The organism is Tistrella arctica, assembly GCF_039630945.1.
In the GTDB taxonomy this organism is placed as follows: domain Bacteria; phylum Pseudomonadota; class Alphaproteobacteria; order Tistrellales; family Tistrellaceae; genus Tistrella; species Tistrella bauzanensis.
In genome coordinates this window covers 16,842-31,744 of sequence record NZ_JBBKTV010000016.1, presented here as the reverse complement: position 1 = coordinate 31,744, position 14,903 = coordinate 16,842, and the positions used below count along the sequence as shown (strand labels likewise).

At 67.4% G+C, this 14,903-nt stretch carries 13 protein-coding genes; 5 read left to right on the top strand and 8 right to left on the bottom strand.

Going from position 1 to position 14,903, the window contains the following annotated elements; all coding sequences use genetic code 11:
- The first annotated feature begins 72 nt into the window (after positions 1 to 72).
- From WG924_RS25595 to WG924_RS25575, 5 genes are all read left to right on the top strand, one after another.
- Complete coding sequence (locus WG924_RS25595) at positions 73 to 1,260, top strand: peptidase C39 family protein (RefSeq protein ID WP_345935873.1); 1,188 nt, start codon at positions 73 to 75, stop codon at positions 1,258 to 1,260.
- A 5-nt stretch (positions 1,261 to 1,265) separates the two neighbouring features.
- Positions 1,266 to 2,771 (top strand): RimK family ATP-grasp domain-containing protein, encoded by a 1,506-nt coding sequence (locus WG924_RS25590; protein WP_345935872.1) that lies wholly within the window; start codon positions 1,266 to 1,268, stop codon positions 2,769 to 2,771.
- 178 nt (positions 2,772 to 2,949) lie between these two features.
- A complete protein-coding gene (locus WG924_RS25585; protein ID WP_345935871.1) occupies positions 2,950 to 3,360 on the top strand; it encodes a DUF2946 family protein in 411 nt (136 codons plus the stop codon).
- A gap of 54 nt (positions 3,361 to 3,414) precedes the next feature.
- Positions 3,415 to 5,499, top strand: coding sequence for a TonB-dependent receptor family protein (locus WG924_RS25580; RefSeq protein WP_345935870.1), 2,085 nt, complete (start codon positions 3,415 to 3,417; stop codon positions 5,497 to 5,499).
- A gap of 39 nt (positions 5,500 to 5,538) precedes the next feature.
- Positions 5,539 to 6,402 carry a sialate O-acetylesterase gene (locus tag WG924_RS25575; protein WP_345935869.1) on the top strand — a complete coding sequence of 288 codons (864 nt, stop codon included), beginning with the start codon at positions 5,539 to 5,541 and terminating at the stop codon, positions 6,400 to 6,402.
- Positions 6,403 to 6,425: 23 nt separating this feature from the next.
- On the opposite strand, the gene WG924_RS25570 is transcribed toward WG924_RS25575, so the two are convergent.
- From WG924_RS25570 to WG924_RS25535, 8 genes are all read right to left on the bottom strand, one after another.
- Positions 6,426 to 6,947 (bottom strand): PaaI family thioesterase, encoded by a 522-nt coding sequence (locus WG924_RS25570; protein ID WP_345935868.1) that lies wholly within the window; start codon positions 6,945 to 6,947, stop codon positions 6,426 to 6,428.
- A gap of 42 nt (positions 6,948 to 6,989) precedes the next feature.
- Entirely contained in the window at positions 6,990 to 8,645 is a 1,656-nt protein-coding gene (locus WG924_RS25565; RefSeq protein WP_345935867.1) for a class I adenylate-forming enzyme family protein, read from the bottom strand.
- Between the two features lie 70 nt (positions 8,646 to 8,715).
- Positions 8,716 to 9,369 (bottom strand): ABC transporter ATP-binding protein, encoded by a 654-nt coding sequence (locus WG924_RS25560; protein ID WP_345935866.1) that lies wholly within the window; start codon positions 9,367 to 9,369, stop codon positions 8,716 to 8,718.
- 20 nt (positions 9,370 to 9,389) lie between these two features.
- Entirely contained in the window at positions 9,390 to 10,172 is a 783-nt protein-coding gene (locus WG924_RS25555; protein WP_345935865.1) for an ABC transporter ATP-binding protein, read from the bottom strand.
- The gene (locus tag WG924_RS25550; protein ID WP_345935864.1) at positions 10,169 to 11,155 is read right to left on the bottom strand and encodes a branched-chain amino acid ABC transporter permease; all 987 of its coding nucleotides are present in this window, start codon (positions 11,153 to 11,155) and stop codon (positions 10,169 to 10,171) included. Before WG924_RS25550 ends, WG924_RS25555 begins: the two co-directional genes overlap by 4 nt.
- A gap of 14 nt (positions 11,156 to 11,169) precedes the next feature.
- Positions 11,170 to 12,066, bottom strand: a complete 897-nt coding sequence (locus WG924_RS25545) for a branched-chain amino acid ABC transporter permease (protein ID WP_345935863.1) — start codon at positions 12,064 to 12,066, stop codon at positions 11,170 to 11,172.
- Positions 12,067 to 12,197: 131 nt separating this feature from the next.
- Positions 12,198 to 13,511, bottom strand: coding sequence for an ABC transporter substrate-binding protein (locus tag WG924_RS25540; protein ID WP_345935862.1), 1,314 nt, complete (start codon positions 13,509 to 13,511; stop codon positions 12,198 to 12,200).
- Positions 13,512 to 14,109: 598 nt separating this feature from the next.
- Positions 14,110 to 14,883 (bottom strand): rhomboid family intramembrane serine protease, encoded by a 774-nt coding sequence (locus tag WG924_RS25535; protein WP_345935861.1) that lies wholly within the window; start codon positions 14,881 to 14,883, stop codon positions 14,110 to 14,112.
- Positions 14,884 to 14,903: the final 20 nt, after the last annotated feature.

Here is a 14,903-nt window from a genome sequence, read left to right as displayed (position 1 = left end):
ACCCGGCAACACTCCTTGGGGCTGCTGATCATCATGGACACGGGCGACGGTTCCGCGCGGACGGCCGGCGGCATGGCCTCGGCGACGACAGATGGCCCTGTCGCGGGCCAGGTCGAGGAGGCCGGGGGCGGTCGCGACATTCATCTCCGCGATGCGACGCCGGCCGATATCGATGCCCTGCTCGCCATCGAAACCGCGTCATTCGTCCACGACCGCATCAGCCGGCGCAGCTTTCGGCACCTGTTGTCACGCGCCCATGCCGACACCATCGTGGCCGAGGTGGCCGGGGCCGGGCGCCCGGTCATCGTGGGTTATGCGATGGTGCTCCATAATGCCGGCACCTCGCTGGCGCGGCTCTATTCCATCGCCACCGCCCCCGGCTGGCGCGGATGCGGCATCGGCCGCCGCCTGCTCGACGAAGTCGAGACCCGGGCGCTGGCGGCACGGGCGGTGTCGGTGCGGCTGGAGGTGCGCGCCGACGCGCCGGCGATCGCCGCCATCTATGAACAGGCCGGCTATCGGCGTTTCGGCCGCTATGTCGCCTATTACGAAGACGAGGTCGACGCGATCCGGATGGAGAAGCCACTGGTCCGCCGGCTGGATCCCGCGCGTGATCGCATTCCCTATGTCGAACAGAGCCTGCCCTTCACCTGCGGCCCCGCGGCGCTGATCATGGCCATGCACGCGCTGGACCCCAAGCGCGCCACCGGCCCCGAGGAAGAGCTGCGGATCTGGCGCGATGCCACCACCATCTTCATGACCTCCGGCCATGGCGGCTGCTCGCCGCACGGGCTGGCGCTGGCCGGTGCCCGGCGCGGTTTCAAGGTGGCGCTGCACATCTCGGGCCAGGGCACGCCCTTCGTCGACGGCGTGCGCAGCCCGGCCAAGAAGCGGGTGATCGAGATGGTGCAGGCCGAATTCGTGCGCGAGATCGCGGCCGAGCCGCGCATCACCCTCACCGACCGGCCGGCCACGCTCGACGAGATGCGGACCGCGATCACGCAGGGTGCCGTGCCGCTGCAACTGGTCAGTTCCTGGCGGTTCGATCGCCAGAAGGCGCCGCATTGGGTGGTGGTGATCGCCATCGATGACGGCTTCGTTCATATCCACGACCCCTTCGTCGACCGCGAGGAGCGCCGCGCGCCGATCGACTGTATGCGCATTCCCGTCGCGCGGCGCGATTTCGAACACATGTCCCGCTATGGCCGCGCAGCCCTGCGCGCCACGCTGCTGATTTCCGCCCCAGCCACGGAAACCTGACCCCTATGGTTCCGCATATCGTTGTCGTCGACCGCCCTGAGGACATCCCGGCGATCCCCGCGGCCGCCGGTCGCCAGGTGCTGACCGCCCGCGCCTTCATCGACAGCCCGCCACCGGCCGACGCCGCCAGATCAGGCCGCGCGGGCATGCGGGTGATCAACCTGACCCGCGACCACCGCTATCTGTCCCTTGGCTATTACGTCTCGCTGCTGGCCGAGGGTCGGGGTGAGCGGGTGATCCCGACGCCGTCGGCCCTCACCGAGATTTCATCCAAGCGGATCTATGCCCACGCCCTGCCGGAACTGACCGGCATCGCCCGGCGTCATCTGATGCCACCGCCGGCCGGCGGCGCCATCACCCGCACCGTCACCGTGATGTTCGGCGAGACCGCCGAGCCCGAGACCGCGGCACTTGGCCGGCGGGCCTTCGACCTGTTCCGGCTGCCGCTGATGGCGCTGCATCTGGTGCATGGCGCGGCCGAGCCGGTGGGCGGCGGGCTGGGCTGGTCGGTGCGGTCGGTGCGCAGCCGCGGCGTGCGCGGGCTGGACAGCGAAGACCACGCGGCCTTCGCCCGCGCGATCGACCGTTTCACCACCGATCGCTGGCGGGCGCCGAAACCGGCGCCCCGCACCCGTCACGATCTGGCCATCCTGCACGACCCGGCCGATCCTCTGCCGCCATCGAACAGCAAGGCGCTGGCCCGGTTCTGCAGGCTCGGCCCGGCACTGGGCCTGGACGTGACCCTGATCACCCGCCGCGATCTGGCGCGGCTGGCGGAATTCAACGCGCTGTTCATCCGCGAGACCACCCGGATCGATCACCACACCTTCCGTTTCGCCACCCGCGCCGCCCAGGAAGACATGCCGGTGATCGACGATCCGCAATCGATCGTGCGCTGCACCAACAAGATCTATCTGGCCGAACTGCTGCGGGTTCACAATCTGCCGGCGCCGAAGACCATGATCCTGCATCGCGAGCGCCTGCTGGATGCCGAGGCGGTTCTGGGCTATCCGATGGTGCTGAAAATCCCCGACGGCGCGTTCTCGAACGGCGTCTTCAAGGCCGAGAACCGCGACCAGTTGATCGAGATGGCGGCCAGGGTGTTCGCGCGCAGCGATCTGGCGCTGGCACAGGCCTTCGTCTACACCGCCTTCGACTGGCGGGTGGGCATCCTGAACCGCCAGCCGATTTTCGCCTGCCAGTATTTCATGTCACGCGATCACTGGCAGATCGTGAAGCACAGCGGCGATGGCCGCATCGATCAGGGGGGCTTCCGCACGATGGCGGTGGAGGCGGCCCCGGCGGAGGTGATCGATGCGGCCGTGCGCGCCGCAGCGCCGATCGGCGACGGGCTTTATGGTGTCGATCTGAAGCAGAATGCCGATGGCGTGTTCGTGATCGAGGTCAACGACAACCCGAACATCGATGCCGGGGTCGAGGATGCGGTGCTGAAGGACGATCTGTACCGGATCATCCTGAAGGATTTCGTCCGGCGGATCGAAGCGCGCTGACAGCGTGGCCGGCGCGCGCGCATCGCGGGAACAAGCCCCTGCGACCGGATGTCACACCCTCCGGCGCGCAGGCGTGCCCCTACACTCAGGCCCCATGACGGGGCGGATCAGGCACAGCCGTGGAACCAGCCATGGCGGCCGGCGACAGGACCATAGATCACGCAGATCCCACCGGCCGATGCGACGCCTGATGCGCCGCGCGGCCGGTTGGCTTGCCTTTGCCGCCCTGATGCTGACCCAGCCGGCAATGATTGCCGGCATGACCACCAGCGAGGTCGGCCGGGCGGTGGCCGCTGTGGCCGGCGTCGATGCCGCAGGCTTCGACCTCGCCGCCATCTGCCACAGCCCGTCATCCGCCAGCCCGTCATCCGCCGACATCGCCGATCCCGATGGCCCCGCCGGGCATGACAGTGCCGCCGGCCCCGGTCATCACTGCGCGCTGTGCACCGCCATCGCGGCCACGACACCCCCCGCCCTGCCCGCCGGCCCGCTTGCCCGTGGCCGTCGCGGCCCCGCCATCGCGCCCGAAGCTCTGCGGTTGAGCCTGCGCCGTCGGCGCCGCCGGCCGCGGGCACCGCCACAGGCCTGATCCAGCAGATCCGTCGTCCCCTCGACCGAAGCTTCAGGATCAGGACCAATCCCCATGACCCGCACCACCCATCGCGGCGGCCGCATCCGGCCGGCCGTGGCCGATCTCATGTCCGCAACGCTCATCTCGGCGACCGGGCTGCTCGCCCTGGCCAGCCTGCCGGCGTCGGCCGCCGACATCACCACCCTGCCCGATCTCGACGTCACCGCCAGTGGCGCCGCCAGCGCCACGGCGCCCGATGCCGCCACCCGCGATGCCACGCTCGCCAACAGCCTGCCCGGCAGCTTCGCGGTGATCCCGGCCGAGGCATTCCGGAACAGCCGCGCCTTCAGCATCGGCGACATGATCGCAACCGTGCCCGGCGTGTATGCTCAGTCGCGCTTCGGGCAGGCGGAAACCAAGCTGTCGATCCGCGGATCGGGGCTCAGCCGCAATTTCCACATGCGCGGCGTGAAGCTCAGCCTCGACGGCCTGCCGATCAACACCAGCGACGGCGCCGGCGATTTCCAGCAGATCGACCCGCTGTCGCTGCGCCATGTCGAGGTGCTGAAGGGATCGAACGGTTTCGCCGACGGCGTGTCGATGCTGGGCGGCGAGGTGCGGATGGAAAGCCGCACCGGCCGGTCCGATCCGGGCGTCACCGCGCGTGCCGAGCTTGGCAGTTATGGCTTCGTGCGCACCCATACAGGGTTCGGCTTCGTCGATGGCGACCGCGACGGCCATCTGTCGGCGACCCTCAGCCGCACCGACGGCTTCCGCGATCATTCGGCCCATGACAACCGCCTGTTCACCGGCAATCTGGGCTGGCGACTGACCGACGACGTCGAGACCCGGGTCTATCTGGGCTATGACGATCTCTATCAGGAATTGCCCAGCGCCCTGACGCTGGATCAGGCCCTGAACGATCCGCGCTCGACCGCCGCCGGCTCCATCACCGGCGATCAGCGCCGCGACATCACCGCGATCCGGCTGGCCAATCGCTGGTCGGTGGCGATGGGCGATGCCACCACCCTGGAATTCGGCGCCTGGCTGCTCGACAAATCACTCTATCACCCGATCTTTCAGGTGCTGGACAACGACTATCTGGATGGTGGCGTTCAGGCGAAGCTCACCACTGGCGGTCAGGCGATCGGCCTCGAACACGGCCTGACCTTCGGCGTGCGCCTAGCCGGCGGCGAAACCGACGCCCGACGCTATGTGAATATCGGCGGCAGCCGTGGCGCGCTGACCGCCGAGGGCACCGAGCGCGGCCGCACCTTCGAGGTCTGGGCGGAAGACGCCGTCGCCATTGCACCCGACCTGACGCTGATCATGGGGCTTCAGGCCATGCATGCCCGGCGTGGCTTCGACGACGCCTTTCTCGGCGATGGCGACGACAGCGGCGAGGCCCGCTATGACGAACTCAACCCGCGCCTGGGCCTGATCTGGCAGGCGACACCGGATGTGCAGCTCTATGGCAATCTGGCCCGCAGCGCCGAGCCGCCGACCCTGTCTGAAATCAACCCCAGCACCGCGCCGGGCTTCGCCGATATCGAGGCACAGACCGCCTGGACCCTGGAAGTCGGCAGTCGTGGCCATTGGGGCCGGCTCGGCTATGACGTCGCGGTGTTCGAAAGCCGGCTGCGCGACGAATTGCAGACCTTCGGCACCGTCACCGGCGGCACCACCACCATCAATGCCGACCGCACCATCCATCGCGGCCTGGAAGCGGCCGTCGATCTGACGCTCACCGACAGGCTGATGCTGAAGACATCCTACACCTGGTCGGATTTCCGCTTCGACGGCGACGCCACCTATGGCGACAACGCTTTGCCCGGCGTGCCGCCGCACCGGCTCTATGCCGAACTGCGCTGGGAACCCGTGGACGACGTGTGGCTGACCCCGCATGTGGAATGGGTGCCGGTCGATTATGCGGTCGACAATGCCGAGAGCCTGGATGCGCCGGATTACGCCCTGCTGGGCCTGCGCGCCGGCTGGCAGCCTTCCCCGGGCGTGACCCTGTTCCTGGACGGCCGCAACCTGACCGACGAGACCTATGTCGCGACCACCAGCGTCACCAACAGCGCCAATGCCGGATCGGCGCTGTTCTATCCGGGCGACGGCGCCTCGATCTATGGCGGCATCGCCTTCCGGTGGTAAACTGGCAGCCTCCTTCGGTCCGGCCATGGAGAACCGCGGTTGACGTCATTCACAGGATCGCGGATCTGCGTCACGCTGCTGCTGTTCGCATGCCTGGCCGTGACCTGGACGATCGCGTCGGGGGATATGCGCCGTGCGATCAGCCGCGTGGCGAATGCCGGTGGCCTCGGTGCCTATGGCACGATTCCCGGCGCCCCCTTCGCCCGGCCGGCCACCTGCCCTGACGGCAATGCCATCACCATCCTGATCGCCGGCCAGTCCAATGCCGCGAACACCGTGCCCGACCGGCGGCAGGCCGGGCGCGGTGCCTACAGCCTGATGGGCGGCCACTGCCACCATCTGGCGGACCCGCTGCCCGGCGCATCGGGATGGAAGGGCAGCATGTGGCCGCTCTTCGCCGACGGGTTGACCGCCAGCACCGGCCGCCCGGTGGTTCTGATCGGGGCGGCGGTCGGTGGATCGCGGATCGCCGACTGGTCGTCGCCTTACGGCCACGCCATCGCCGGCCTGCCGGCACGGATCACTACCGCCACAGCGGCCGGCCTGCCGGTTGATCTCGTCATCTGGATACAGGGAGAGGCCGATGCGAATCGTGACACGCCGGCCGAACGCTATACAGCCGGCCTCACCCGGGTCATCGATCGGATCGACGGTCTGACCGGAGGCTCGCCCTGGATCATCGTGCCGACCGCACTCCGGATCGATGGCCGGCAGAACATGGCGATCCGCCGGGCACAGAACATGGTGATCGATGCCGCGCCGCGCCGCCATCGCGGCCCCGATCTGGACCGGATCAACGGGCCCGGCGACCGCCATGACGGCGTGCATCTGGCACGCGCCGCCGCCGATCGCGTGGCGGCGGCTCTGGCGGAACAGGCGGCGGCGATCGTCGCCGGACGCTGAAGGGGGTCAGGCGCCGAAGATCATCAGGCGCCGAAGATCGTCTTGGTGATGCGCGCGGCGGCGATGATGTCGTCGCCGCGCCGCGCCTCGGCATCCAGGAAGGCCACGCGCCGGCCGGCACGGAGAACCCGCGCATGCAGGCGGATGTCGGCGCCGATCGGTGCCGGCCGCATCACGCTGACAAAGATGTCATGGGTCGATGCGGTGGCGCCGTCGGGCAGATGCGGCAGCAATGCCATATAGGCGGCCGGGTCCAGCAGGGCATAGAGCACGCCGCCATGGACGGTGCCGGCCGGCGTGCCGTGGCGGTGATCCAGCACCACCCGCGACTCGGCGCCGTCGCGGGTGATTTTCACCAGTTCGAAGCCCAGCATGCGGTGCATGGGCAGGCCCAGCACCGCATCGATATCGCGCAGCCGTGCCGCCGGGAAATCGGCGGGCAGCGCGCCGGCCGGAATGCCGGCGCCGGGTGCATCAAGACCACGGGCGAGTGATGCCGCGGCGGCGGCCAGGGCCGCCGCCTGTTTCGGTCCAAGATCGGTCAATGGATCGGTCCGTCCATAAGGGGCGTTCAGGCAGCGTGCGGATCAGGCCGCGTCGCCCGCCTCGACAAGCGCGCGGTCGCGCAGATCACGCTTCATCAGCTTGCCATTGGCGTTGCGCGGCAGCGGATCGGCGCCGAAGGTGAAGTAATCCGGCACCTTGTAATCCGACAGCCGCGTGGACAGAAAATCCTTCAGGGCAGCCGCGACCTCGTCTTCCGGCAGGGCGAGCCCGTCATCCTTCAGCATCACGAAGCAGTGGGTCCGTTCCCCCAGCACCGGACAGGGGCGCGACACCAGGGCACTTTCCGCGACCCAGGGATGGAAGGACAGCTCGCTTTCCACCTCGGCGGAGAAGATCTTGTAGCCGCCCCGGTTGATCATGTCCTTGCGGCGGTCGAAGACCTTCACATAGCCCTGCTCGTCCATCGAGCCGATATCGCCCGAGCGCCAGAAGCCCGACACGAAATTCTCAAGCGTCGCATCGGGCCGCACCCAATAGCCCTTCACGACCATGGGCCCGCGGATCCACAGCTCGCCCGCCTCGCCCGGCGCCACCTCGCGGCCGGCCTCGTCCATGATCCGGATCTCGGCGCAGCGCACCGGCCGGCCGACGGTATCGGCATGAACGGCGCCCTCGCCCAGCGGCATCACCGTGCTCGGCGAGGTGGTCTCGGTCGCGCCATAGGCGTTGACCAGGTTGAGCCCCGGCAGAATCTCGGCCAGCCGACGGATCGTGGCCATCGGCATCGGCGCTCCGCCATAGCCGCCGATCCGCCACGACGACAGGTCATAGCCGGCAAAATCGGGCTGCAACAGACACAGATTATACATCGCCGGCACCATCACCCCGTGGGTCATGCGCTCGGCCTCGGCCAGTTTCAGGAAATCGCGGGCCTTGAAGGCGCGCATCATCACCGTGGCGCCGCCGACATGGATCATCAGCGCGACCACCGCCACCAGACCGGTGACATGAGTTGCCGGCACCGCCAGGATCGACCGCTCGCGCCCGTCCATCGGCATCTGCATGTGATCGACATAGTGCAGGCAGGAATGAACGATGTTCAGATGCGACAGCTCGGCGCCCTTGGGCTTGCCGGTGGTGCCGGAGGTGTACAGGATCACCGCCGTGTCGTCTTCATCCACCGCCGCCCAGCCGCCGAGCGCCGGGCCGTCCGCCACCGCATCCCAACCCGTCGCGCCGTCGGGGATGTCACCCTCGGCGGCCCCGACCACGATCTTCAGGTCCAGGCAGACGACGTCATCGGGATCGGGCAGACGTGCGCCCAGCTCCGCTTCGAAGATCACCGCGCGCGCGCCGCAATTGCCCAGAACATAGGCGAGTTCGGGCTTCTGCTCACGGGTGTTCAGCGGCACCGCGATGACGCCAAGCCGGATACAGGCCACCCAGGCGATCACGAATTCGGCCCGGTTGTTCAGAAGCAGACCGACCCGGTCGCCCTGCACGATCCCCCGCGCCGCAAGCCCGCCGGCCAGCCGGTCGGCGGCCTCGTCGAGTGTCGCATAGGTGATCCGGCGGTCGCCGTCGATCACCGCCTCGGCGTCCGGCAGACGCGCGAAGCTGTCGCGCAGCAGAGCCGTCAGATCGGCGGGTCGATCGGCATAGCAGGACAGGATGCGGTCGCCGAAATGAAGTTCCCGGCGAATGGTCGGCACCGGGGACACAACACGGGTGGTCATGATCTGGCTTCACATCTCTTGAAGGACGAAGGTCGTGGAGAGGGTGGACGACTGGAAGAGCACCCCGCCGTCAATGGACGGCGGCGGCGGCATTCGCGCCACGCTCGATGACATAGGCATCATCATACAACGATTGGGCATGGTTCATGTCGGAATGCGACACCAGGATCGACAGATGCTCGGCCCTGAGCTTGCCGATCACATCGGCCAGCCGCTGCGCCAGCGCCGGGGCGACACCCTCGAAGGGTTCATCCAGCAGCAGCAGCCGGGTGCCGACGGCCAGCGCGCGGGCCAGCGCCACGAGCTTCTGCTGACCGCCCGACAGCAACAGGGCGCGCCGGTCGCGCATCTCCAGCAATTCCGGCATATAGCCATAGACGAGGTCCAGCCGCGCGCGCGGTTTCAGGCTCTTCGACACCCAGACCGGCAGCAGGATGTTTTCCTGCACGGTCAGTTCGGGCACCAGCCCGCGATCTTCCTGCATGAAGCCGATGCCGAGCGCCGCCCGGCCATGCTTGGGCAGGCCGGCCAGATCAGTGCCGTCGAAACTGATCCGCCCGGAGGTCGTGGGCAGATGGCCCATCACCGTGCGCATCAGGCTGGTCTTGCCGGCGCCGTTGCGGCCGACCAGACCCACCATCCGGCCCTGTCCGACGGAGAGCGTGAAGTCCCGCAGCACCTCGACCGAGGCGATGCTGGTGCGGACGCGTTCGATTTCGAGCATGACGTGATCCAGCCTCCGCTTCAGTGACCGGTGACGTGTTGGCGGACAGCATCATCCGCCAGCACGTGATCGGGGGCGCCATCGGCGATGATCTGGCCGGAATAGAACGCCAGAACCCGGTCGGCATAGGCGCCGACGATGTCCATGTCGTGCTCCACGAACAGCACCGTCACGCCGCCCTGGTCCAGGGCTGCCATGATCCGGTCCATGAACGGGAACTTCTCCTCCGCCGACACGCCGCTTGTCGGCTCGTCCAGCATCAGCAGCCGGGGCCGGCCGATCATGGCCAGGGCGATATCCAGCAGCTTGCGCACACCGCCCGCCAGTTCCGCCACCGGTCGGGGTGCGATATCGGCCAGCCCGAAGCGGTCGAGCACCGCCATCGCGGCATCACTGGCCTCTGGCGTCCGCGCCGGCCGGAAGAATGGCACCCCGCCCTCGGCCGCGGCCGCCCGCGCCACAAGCATGTTCTCAAGTGCTGTCAGTTCCGTGCACAACTGCGGGATCTGGAACGAGCGGGCGATGCCGCGCCGGGCCAGCCGGCGCGGGTCCAGCCGGGTCACGTCCTCGCCATCCAGCAGGATCGTACCCTCATCGGGCTTCAGATAGCCGGTCACCATGTTGACGAAGGTGGTCTTGCCGGCGCCGTTCGATCCGATGACGCTGAGCCGCGCGCCACTTTCGATCGCGACCGAGATGTCGCGCGCCGCGGTGACGGCGCCGAAGGATTTCCGAAGATTGCGGGTCTCCAGAACCGGATGTCCGGTGACGGCACGGGTCATCGGCGCCTCTCTCTGGCTCATCGCCCGGTCTCCGTGGTTACATCGGTCGCGGGGGCGGCGGGCTTGTGGCCGCGATGCCAGAGCGAGCCCAGGCCCCGGGGCAGGAACAGGATCACCACCAGCAGGAAGGCGCCCAGCGCCAACTGCCAGGTCTCGGGGAAATACAGGTTCGCGAACGACCGCACCAGCTCCAGGATCAATGACGCCAGGAACACCGCGACCACGCTGTGCTGCCCGGCCAGGATCGCCAGGAACACCATCTCGCCCGACGTCGTCCAGTACGAGAAGGTGGGTTCGATATGGCCAAGCGCGATCGCGGCCAGCGCGCCGCCGACGCCACCATAGACGCCGGCGATGATGAAGTTGACCGCCATCAGCGACCGCACCGAGGCGCCCATATATTCCACGCGCAGCTCGTTTTCCTTCACCGCCAGCGACATCAGCCCGCGCACCGAATTGAAGTGCAGGGCCGCGATCGCCGACAGCCCGCCCGCGGTCACCACCGCCAGCAGATAGAGCGCGTAATCGGCGGTCTCGGTGGTCGGCTCATAGCCCAGGATCGCGGGACGCGCCAGATTGAGGCCGTCGGAGCCGCCGATGGCCGTCGCCTTGACCAGCAGGCCATAGAGCACCATCGACAGCGACAGGGTCAGCATGGCGAAGAAGATGCCGCGATAGCGGGCCAGCAGCGATCCGAACACCGCCGCCACCGCGCCGGCGGCAAGACCACCCAGCAGCAGCAGCAGAACCGCGTCGGTCAGCCCCAGCCAGGGGCCGCCGAGGCCGGCCGCATAGGCCCCCAGGCAGAACGGCAGGCCCTGGCCGAACGAAACCAGACCGCCACGCATCATGAAGATCAGCCCCAGCGCCACGGTCGCATGGGCGATCGCCATCGTGGCCAGGAACAGGAACCATTTGGGCAGCGCCATGCCGGCGAAAGCCAGCGCGACAACGACGATGGCCGCCACCAGCACCGGGCGCAACACTGCGGATCGGGTCGACATCATGGGGTCTCCCGTCAGATCTTGCGCGCCTGGGCGCGGACGAACAGGCCTTCCGGACGGAAGACCAGCACCGCGGCCATCACGAAATACACGATGAACAACTCGGCATCCGGCACCAGATGCACCGCCGCCGCGCGCGACAGGCCAACGATCAGCGCGCCGACCGCGGCCCCCTCGATCGAGCCCAGCCCGCCGATGATCACCACCGCGAAGCTCAGGATGATCACACCGACGCTGATGCCCGGCTGCACCGAGATCTGCGGGGCGGTGAACGCGCCGCCGAGGGCCGCCAGGAACACGCCGCAGACGAACGCCAGCACATAGACCTTGTTGACGTTCACCCCCATCGAGGCCGACATCTCGGGGTTGTGAATGACCGCGAGAACGATCTTGCCCAGCGTGGTGCGGTTCAGGCCGAACCACACGCCCAGCCCGCAGATCACAGCCAGCCCCATCAGCGCGAAATCATAGCCGACATAGAACAGCGGCCCCATCTCGACATTGCCGAACAGGCTGTAAGGCTCTGACACGTAATAGGGATCGACGCCCCAGATCAGTTTCACACCGTCTTCCAGCATCAGGAACAGGGCATAGGTCACCAGCACCAGCAGCACTTCGTCGCGCCCATAGAACAGCCGCAGCAGGCCACGTTCCAGCAGCGGCCCCAGCACGGCGGCGACGCCGGCCGCCGCCAGCAGCATGGCCACCAGCGACCATTCGGGGGCGAGGCCGATGGTGGCGAACCAGGTCACCAGCGAGGCCGCGGCATAGGCGCCGATCGCATAGAAACTGCCATGGGCGATGTTCAGGATCTTGAGCACGCCGAACACCAGCGTCAGCCCCAGGGCCACGATGAACAGCCAGGCGGCATAGATCAGCCCGTCCACGAGAACGGTGAGCAGAAGCTCCATCAGGAACGTCTCCGGGAAGACTGCGACAACGACGGACGTTGCGGAAACGGGGACCAAACGGGCCGCGCGACACCATGGCCGGCCCCGCGGACATCCGCCCGCCGGTCCGGCCATGATTGTCGTCAGGCAGGTCAGTTGCAGACGGCGCCGGGGAACCCGGCCTTGATCCAGTCATTCGCCTTCATGTCGGCCGGCGGATTGACGCATTTCGCCGGATAGCGACCGATGTCCTCGATCACCACCATCTTCTTGTCCGCGTCATAACGGGTGCGGCCGAAGGCGATGTCCTGAATGGCCTGATGACCATTGCCGTTCGCCATGGTGATCTGGCCGCCGGGGCTCTCCCAGGTCGAGCCCTTCAGCGCGGCGCGGATCTCGTCGGTCGTGGGCTTCTTGCCGCCATTCTCCGACATGGCCTTCTCGATCGCGGTCTTCAGACCCAGCAGGGCCTGCGAGACGCGATAGGGGGCCTGCACCGGATAGACGCCATGTTCGGCGGTGTAGGTGGTCTGGAACCAGGTGTTGAGCGGGGTTTCCTCGCTCATCAGGCCATAGGCGCCACGGGCGCCGATGATCGTGCCGTCGGGCATCTTGTCGCCCAGCGCCGGCAGAACATGGTCGGCCGCCGACAGCACCACCTGGCTGCGCTTGAACAGGCCACGCGGGCCGGCCTGAAGGATCAGCGCCTGAAGATCGCCGCCCCAGTTGCTGGAGTAGACCAGATCCGAGCCCTGACGCAGCAGCGCCGAGATTTCGGTGCCATACTGGCCGGCGCCGAATTTGGGCAGCAGATCGGCCTCGAACTTGGCTTCGGGATAAAGCTGGCTCATCGACGCCACGAAATCATTGCGGCTGTCATGGCCCCAGGCATAGTCCTGGTTGATGGCGCTGTAGGTGCCGACCTTGACGTCGTGGTCCTTCATGTAGCGGACCAGACCGACGTTATCCATGGTGGCATGGGCGGCTGTGCGGAAGACGTATTCGAACTGGTTGTCTTCAAAGATCCGCGGCGTGCCGCAGTCGAACAGGATCAGCAGCGCCTTCAGTTCCTCGGCCACCGGACCGACCGCAAGGCAGTCGCCCGAGCTGATATAGCCGACCACCGCATCGACCTGCTCGCGCTGGATCAGGTTGCGCAGTTCCTGCACCTGCTTGGTGGCCCCGCCGGCCTCATCGATGATGATCGGCTGGATTTCCATCCCGCCGAAGCCCTTGGTATCGTAGGGGGCCGGCAGCTTGCCGGCGTTCAGCCCGGCAATCATGGTCTTGGCACCGTTCGCCGCCGGCACGCCGAAGGCCTCGGCGGCCTGACCCGACAGGAAGGTGACGATGCCGATCTTGAAGGTTTCTGCCGATGCCGGGCTGGCGCCCATGGCCATCGCTGCCACCGCGACGCCGGCACCAAGGCCGCAAGCAAGGCTGCGGAAACGCGACCGCATGCTCATGATGTTCTCCTCCCATTCAGATGCTCGCCGGGCGACCGGTGCATCCATTATTCGAACAAGCGTATGTTCGTTTGGCTGGTTGCGGCTGTCATTGCCGACGCGTCCGAATGGCCATCTTTCTCTGTTCAATCAGAACAGGGCCATCAAACGACGTTCGGATTTCGACTCCGCAACTCATTTTGTAAGGATGTTTCGGAAGGCATCTTAGAGTCGGTGGCGGCTATGGGTCAATCGCCATGGCCTGATGATCCACTATACGGATCAGTCGTACCCACTCACATGCTGAAGGCATACGTCTGAATGCCCAAACTCCGCTGATCCACGCATCCTTCCTTGCGGTTCTGCATCTGCAAGCTGCGCAGATATGCAGACCGGCAGGCCACATGGCGGACCACTGGCCCGAAAAAAAGGCGTGCAGACGCCGGAGGGGACGTCTGCACGCCGGAACAGGCCCACCTGCCGGCAGGGGCCGCCGGCATGGGGATGGCGGGCCATGTCCCTGTCGCCTGGAACGCCCCCATCCTCGCGCCCGGCGCCGCTTCCCGCAAACGAGGCTTTCTCGGGGTCAGGCCGAGCTGGATTAAAGCATTGTGCGCGATCAGCCGTGACGCGGCCGCGACAGCAGGAAGGGAAACAGCGCCAGACCGCCCAGAAACCCGCCGATATGCGCCACCCAGGCCACGGCCTCGCCGGTGCCGGGCGTGCCCCAGATCCCGGTGATCACCGCGGTCGCGATCCACAACAGGGCCAGCGGCATGATGCTGCCGGTGCCGGCGCGGCTGCGGCGCATCATGATCAGCACCGCCGCGAACAGCCCGCTGATGCCGGCCGATGCGCCCAGCATCGGCACCATGCTTTCCGGGTAGATCAGCACATGGGCCAGCGCCCCCAGCATGCCGGTGACCAGATAGAACCCCACCATGCGCAAGGGGCCGACCATGCGCTCCACCCCCGCCCCCCAGGCCGCCAGCAGCGCCATGTTCAGCAGCAGGTGCAGAAAGCCGCCATGCAGGAACTGGAAGGTCAGCGGCGCGATCAGCGACGGCAGGTCTAAGCCGGGACCATAGCTATAGCGGGCGGGGATCACCGCGGCGGTGGCGATCAGTTCCCAGTCCAGATGCTCCGGCAGCAGGAACACCCGCACCAGATGGACCAGGACGTTGATCCCGACCAGCATCTGGGTCGCGCGCGGCAGGTTGAACATCGGCTGGCGACGGCGCAGCCGGTCGGCCGCTCTGGGGTCGGGCACGGGCACGGTGCAATGGCTCCTGTCGGGGGATGGGGGTCGCGTGCGGCGCGGCCCGATCGCCAGCATGTCGGCTGTATCGCCGCCGCTGTCAATGCTGGTGACGTCGGCACCGTGCAGCGTCATCGCAGCGTCATCGGCCGGAT

What these genes read in the sequence shown, in the direction of transcription:
- WG924_RS25595 (WP_345935873.1), top strand. Translation starts at nt 73, where the DNA reads ATGGCCTCGGCGACGACAGATGGCCCTGTCGCGGGCCAGGTCGAGGAG.
- WG924_RS25590 (WP_345935872.1), top strand. Translation starts at nt 1,266, where the DNA reads ATGGTTCCGCATATCGTTGTCGTCGACCGCCCTGAGGACATCCCGGCG.
- WG924_RS25585 (WP_345935871.1), top strand. Translation starts at nt 2,950, where the DNA reads ATGCGACGCCTGATGCGCCGCGCGGCCGGTTGGCTTGCCTTTGCCGCC.
- WG924_RS25580 (WP_345935870.1), top strand. Translation starts at nt 3,415, where the DNA reads ATGACCCGCACCACCCATCGCGGCGGCCGCATCCGGCCGGCCGTGGCC.
- WG924_RS25565 (WP_345935867.1), bottom strand. Translation starts at nt 8,645, where the DNA reads ATGACCACCCGTGTTGTGTCCCCGGTGCCGACCATTCGCCGGGAACTT.
- WG924_RS25560 (WP_345935866.1), bottom strand. Translation starts at nt 9,369, where the DNA reads ATGCTCGAAATCGAACGCGTCCGCACCAGCATCGCCTCGGTCGAGGTG.
- WG924_RS25555 (WP_345935865.1), bottom strand. Translation starts at nt 10,172, where the DNA reads ATGAGCCAGAGAGAGGCGCCGATGACCCGTGCCGTCACCGGACATCCG.
- WG924_RS25550 (WP_345935864.1), bottom strand. Translation starts at nt 11,155, where the DNA reads ATGTCGACCCGATCCGCAGTGTTGCGCCCGGTGCTGGTGGCGGCCATC.
- WG924_RS25545 (WP_345935863.1), bottom strand. Translation starts at nt 12,066, where the DNA reads ATGGAGCTTCTGCTCACCGTTCTCGTGGACGGGCTGATCTATGCCGCC.
- WG924_RS25540 (WP_345935862.1), bottom strand. Translation starts at nt 13,511, where the DNA reads ATGAGCATGCGGTCGCGTTTCCGCAGCCTTGCTTGCGGCCTTGGTGCC.
- WG924_RS25535 (WP_345935861.1), bottom strand. Translation starts at nt 14,883, where the DNA reads ATGACGCTGCACGGTGCCGACGTCACCAGCATTGACAGCGGCGGCGAT.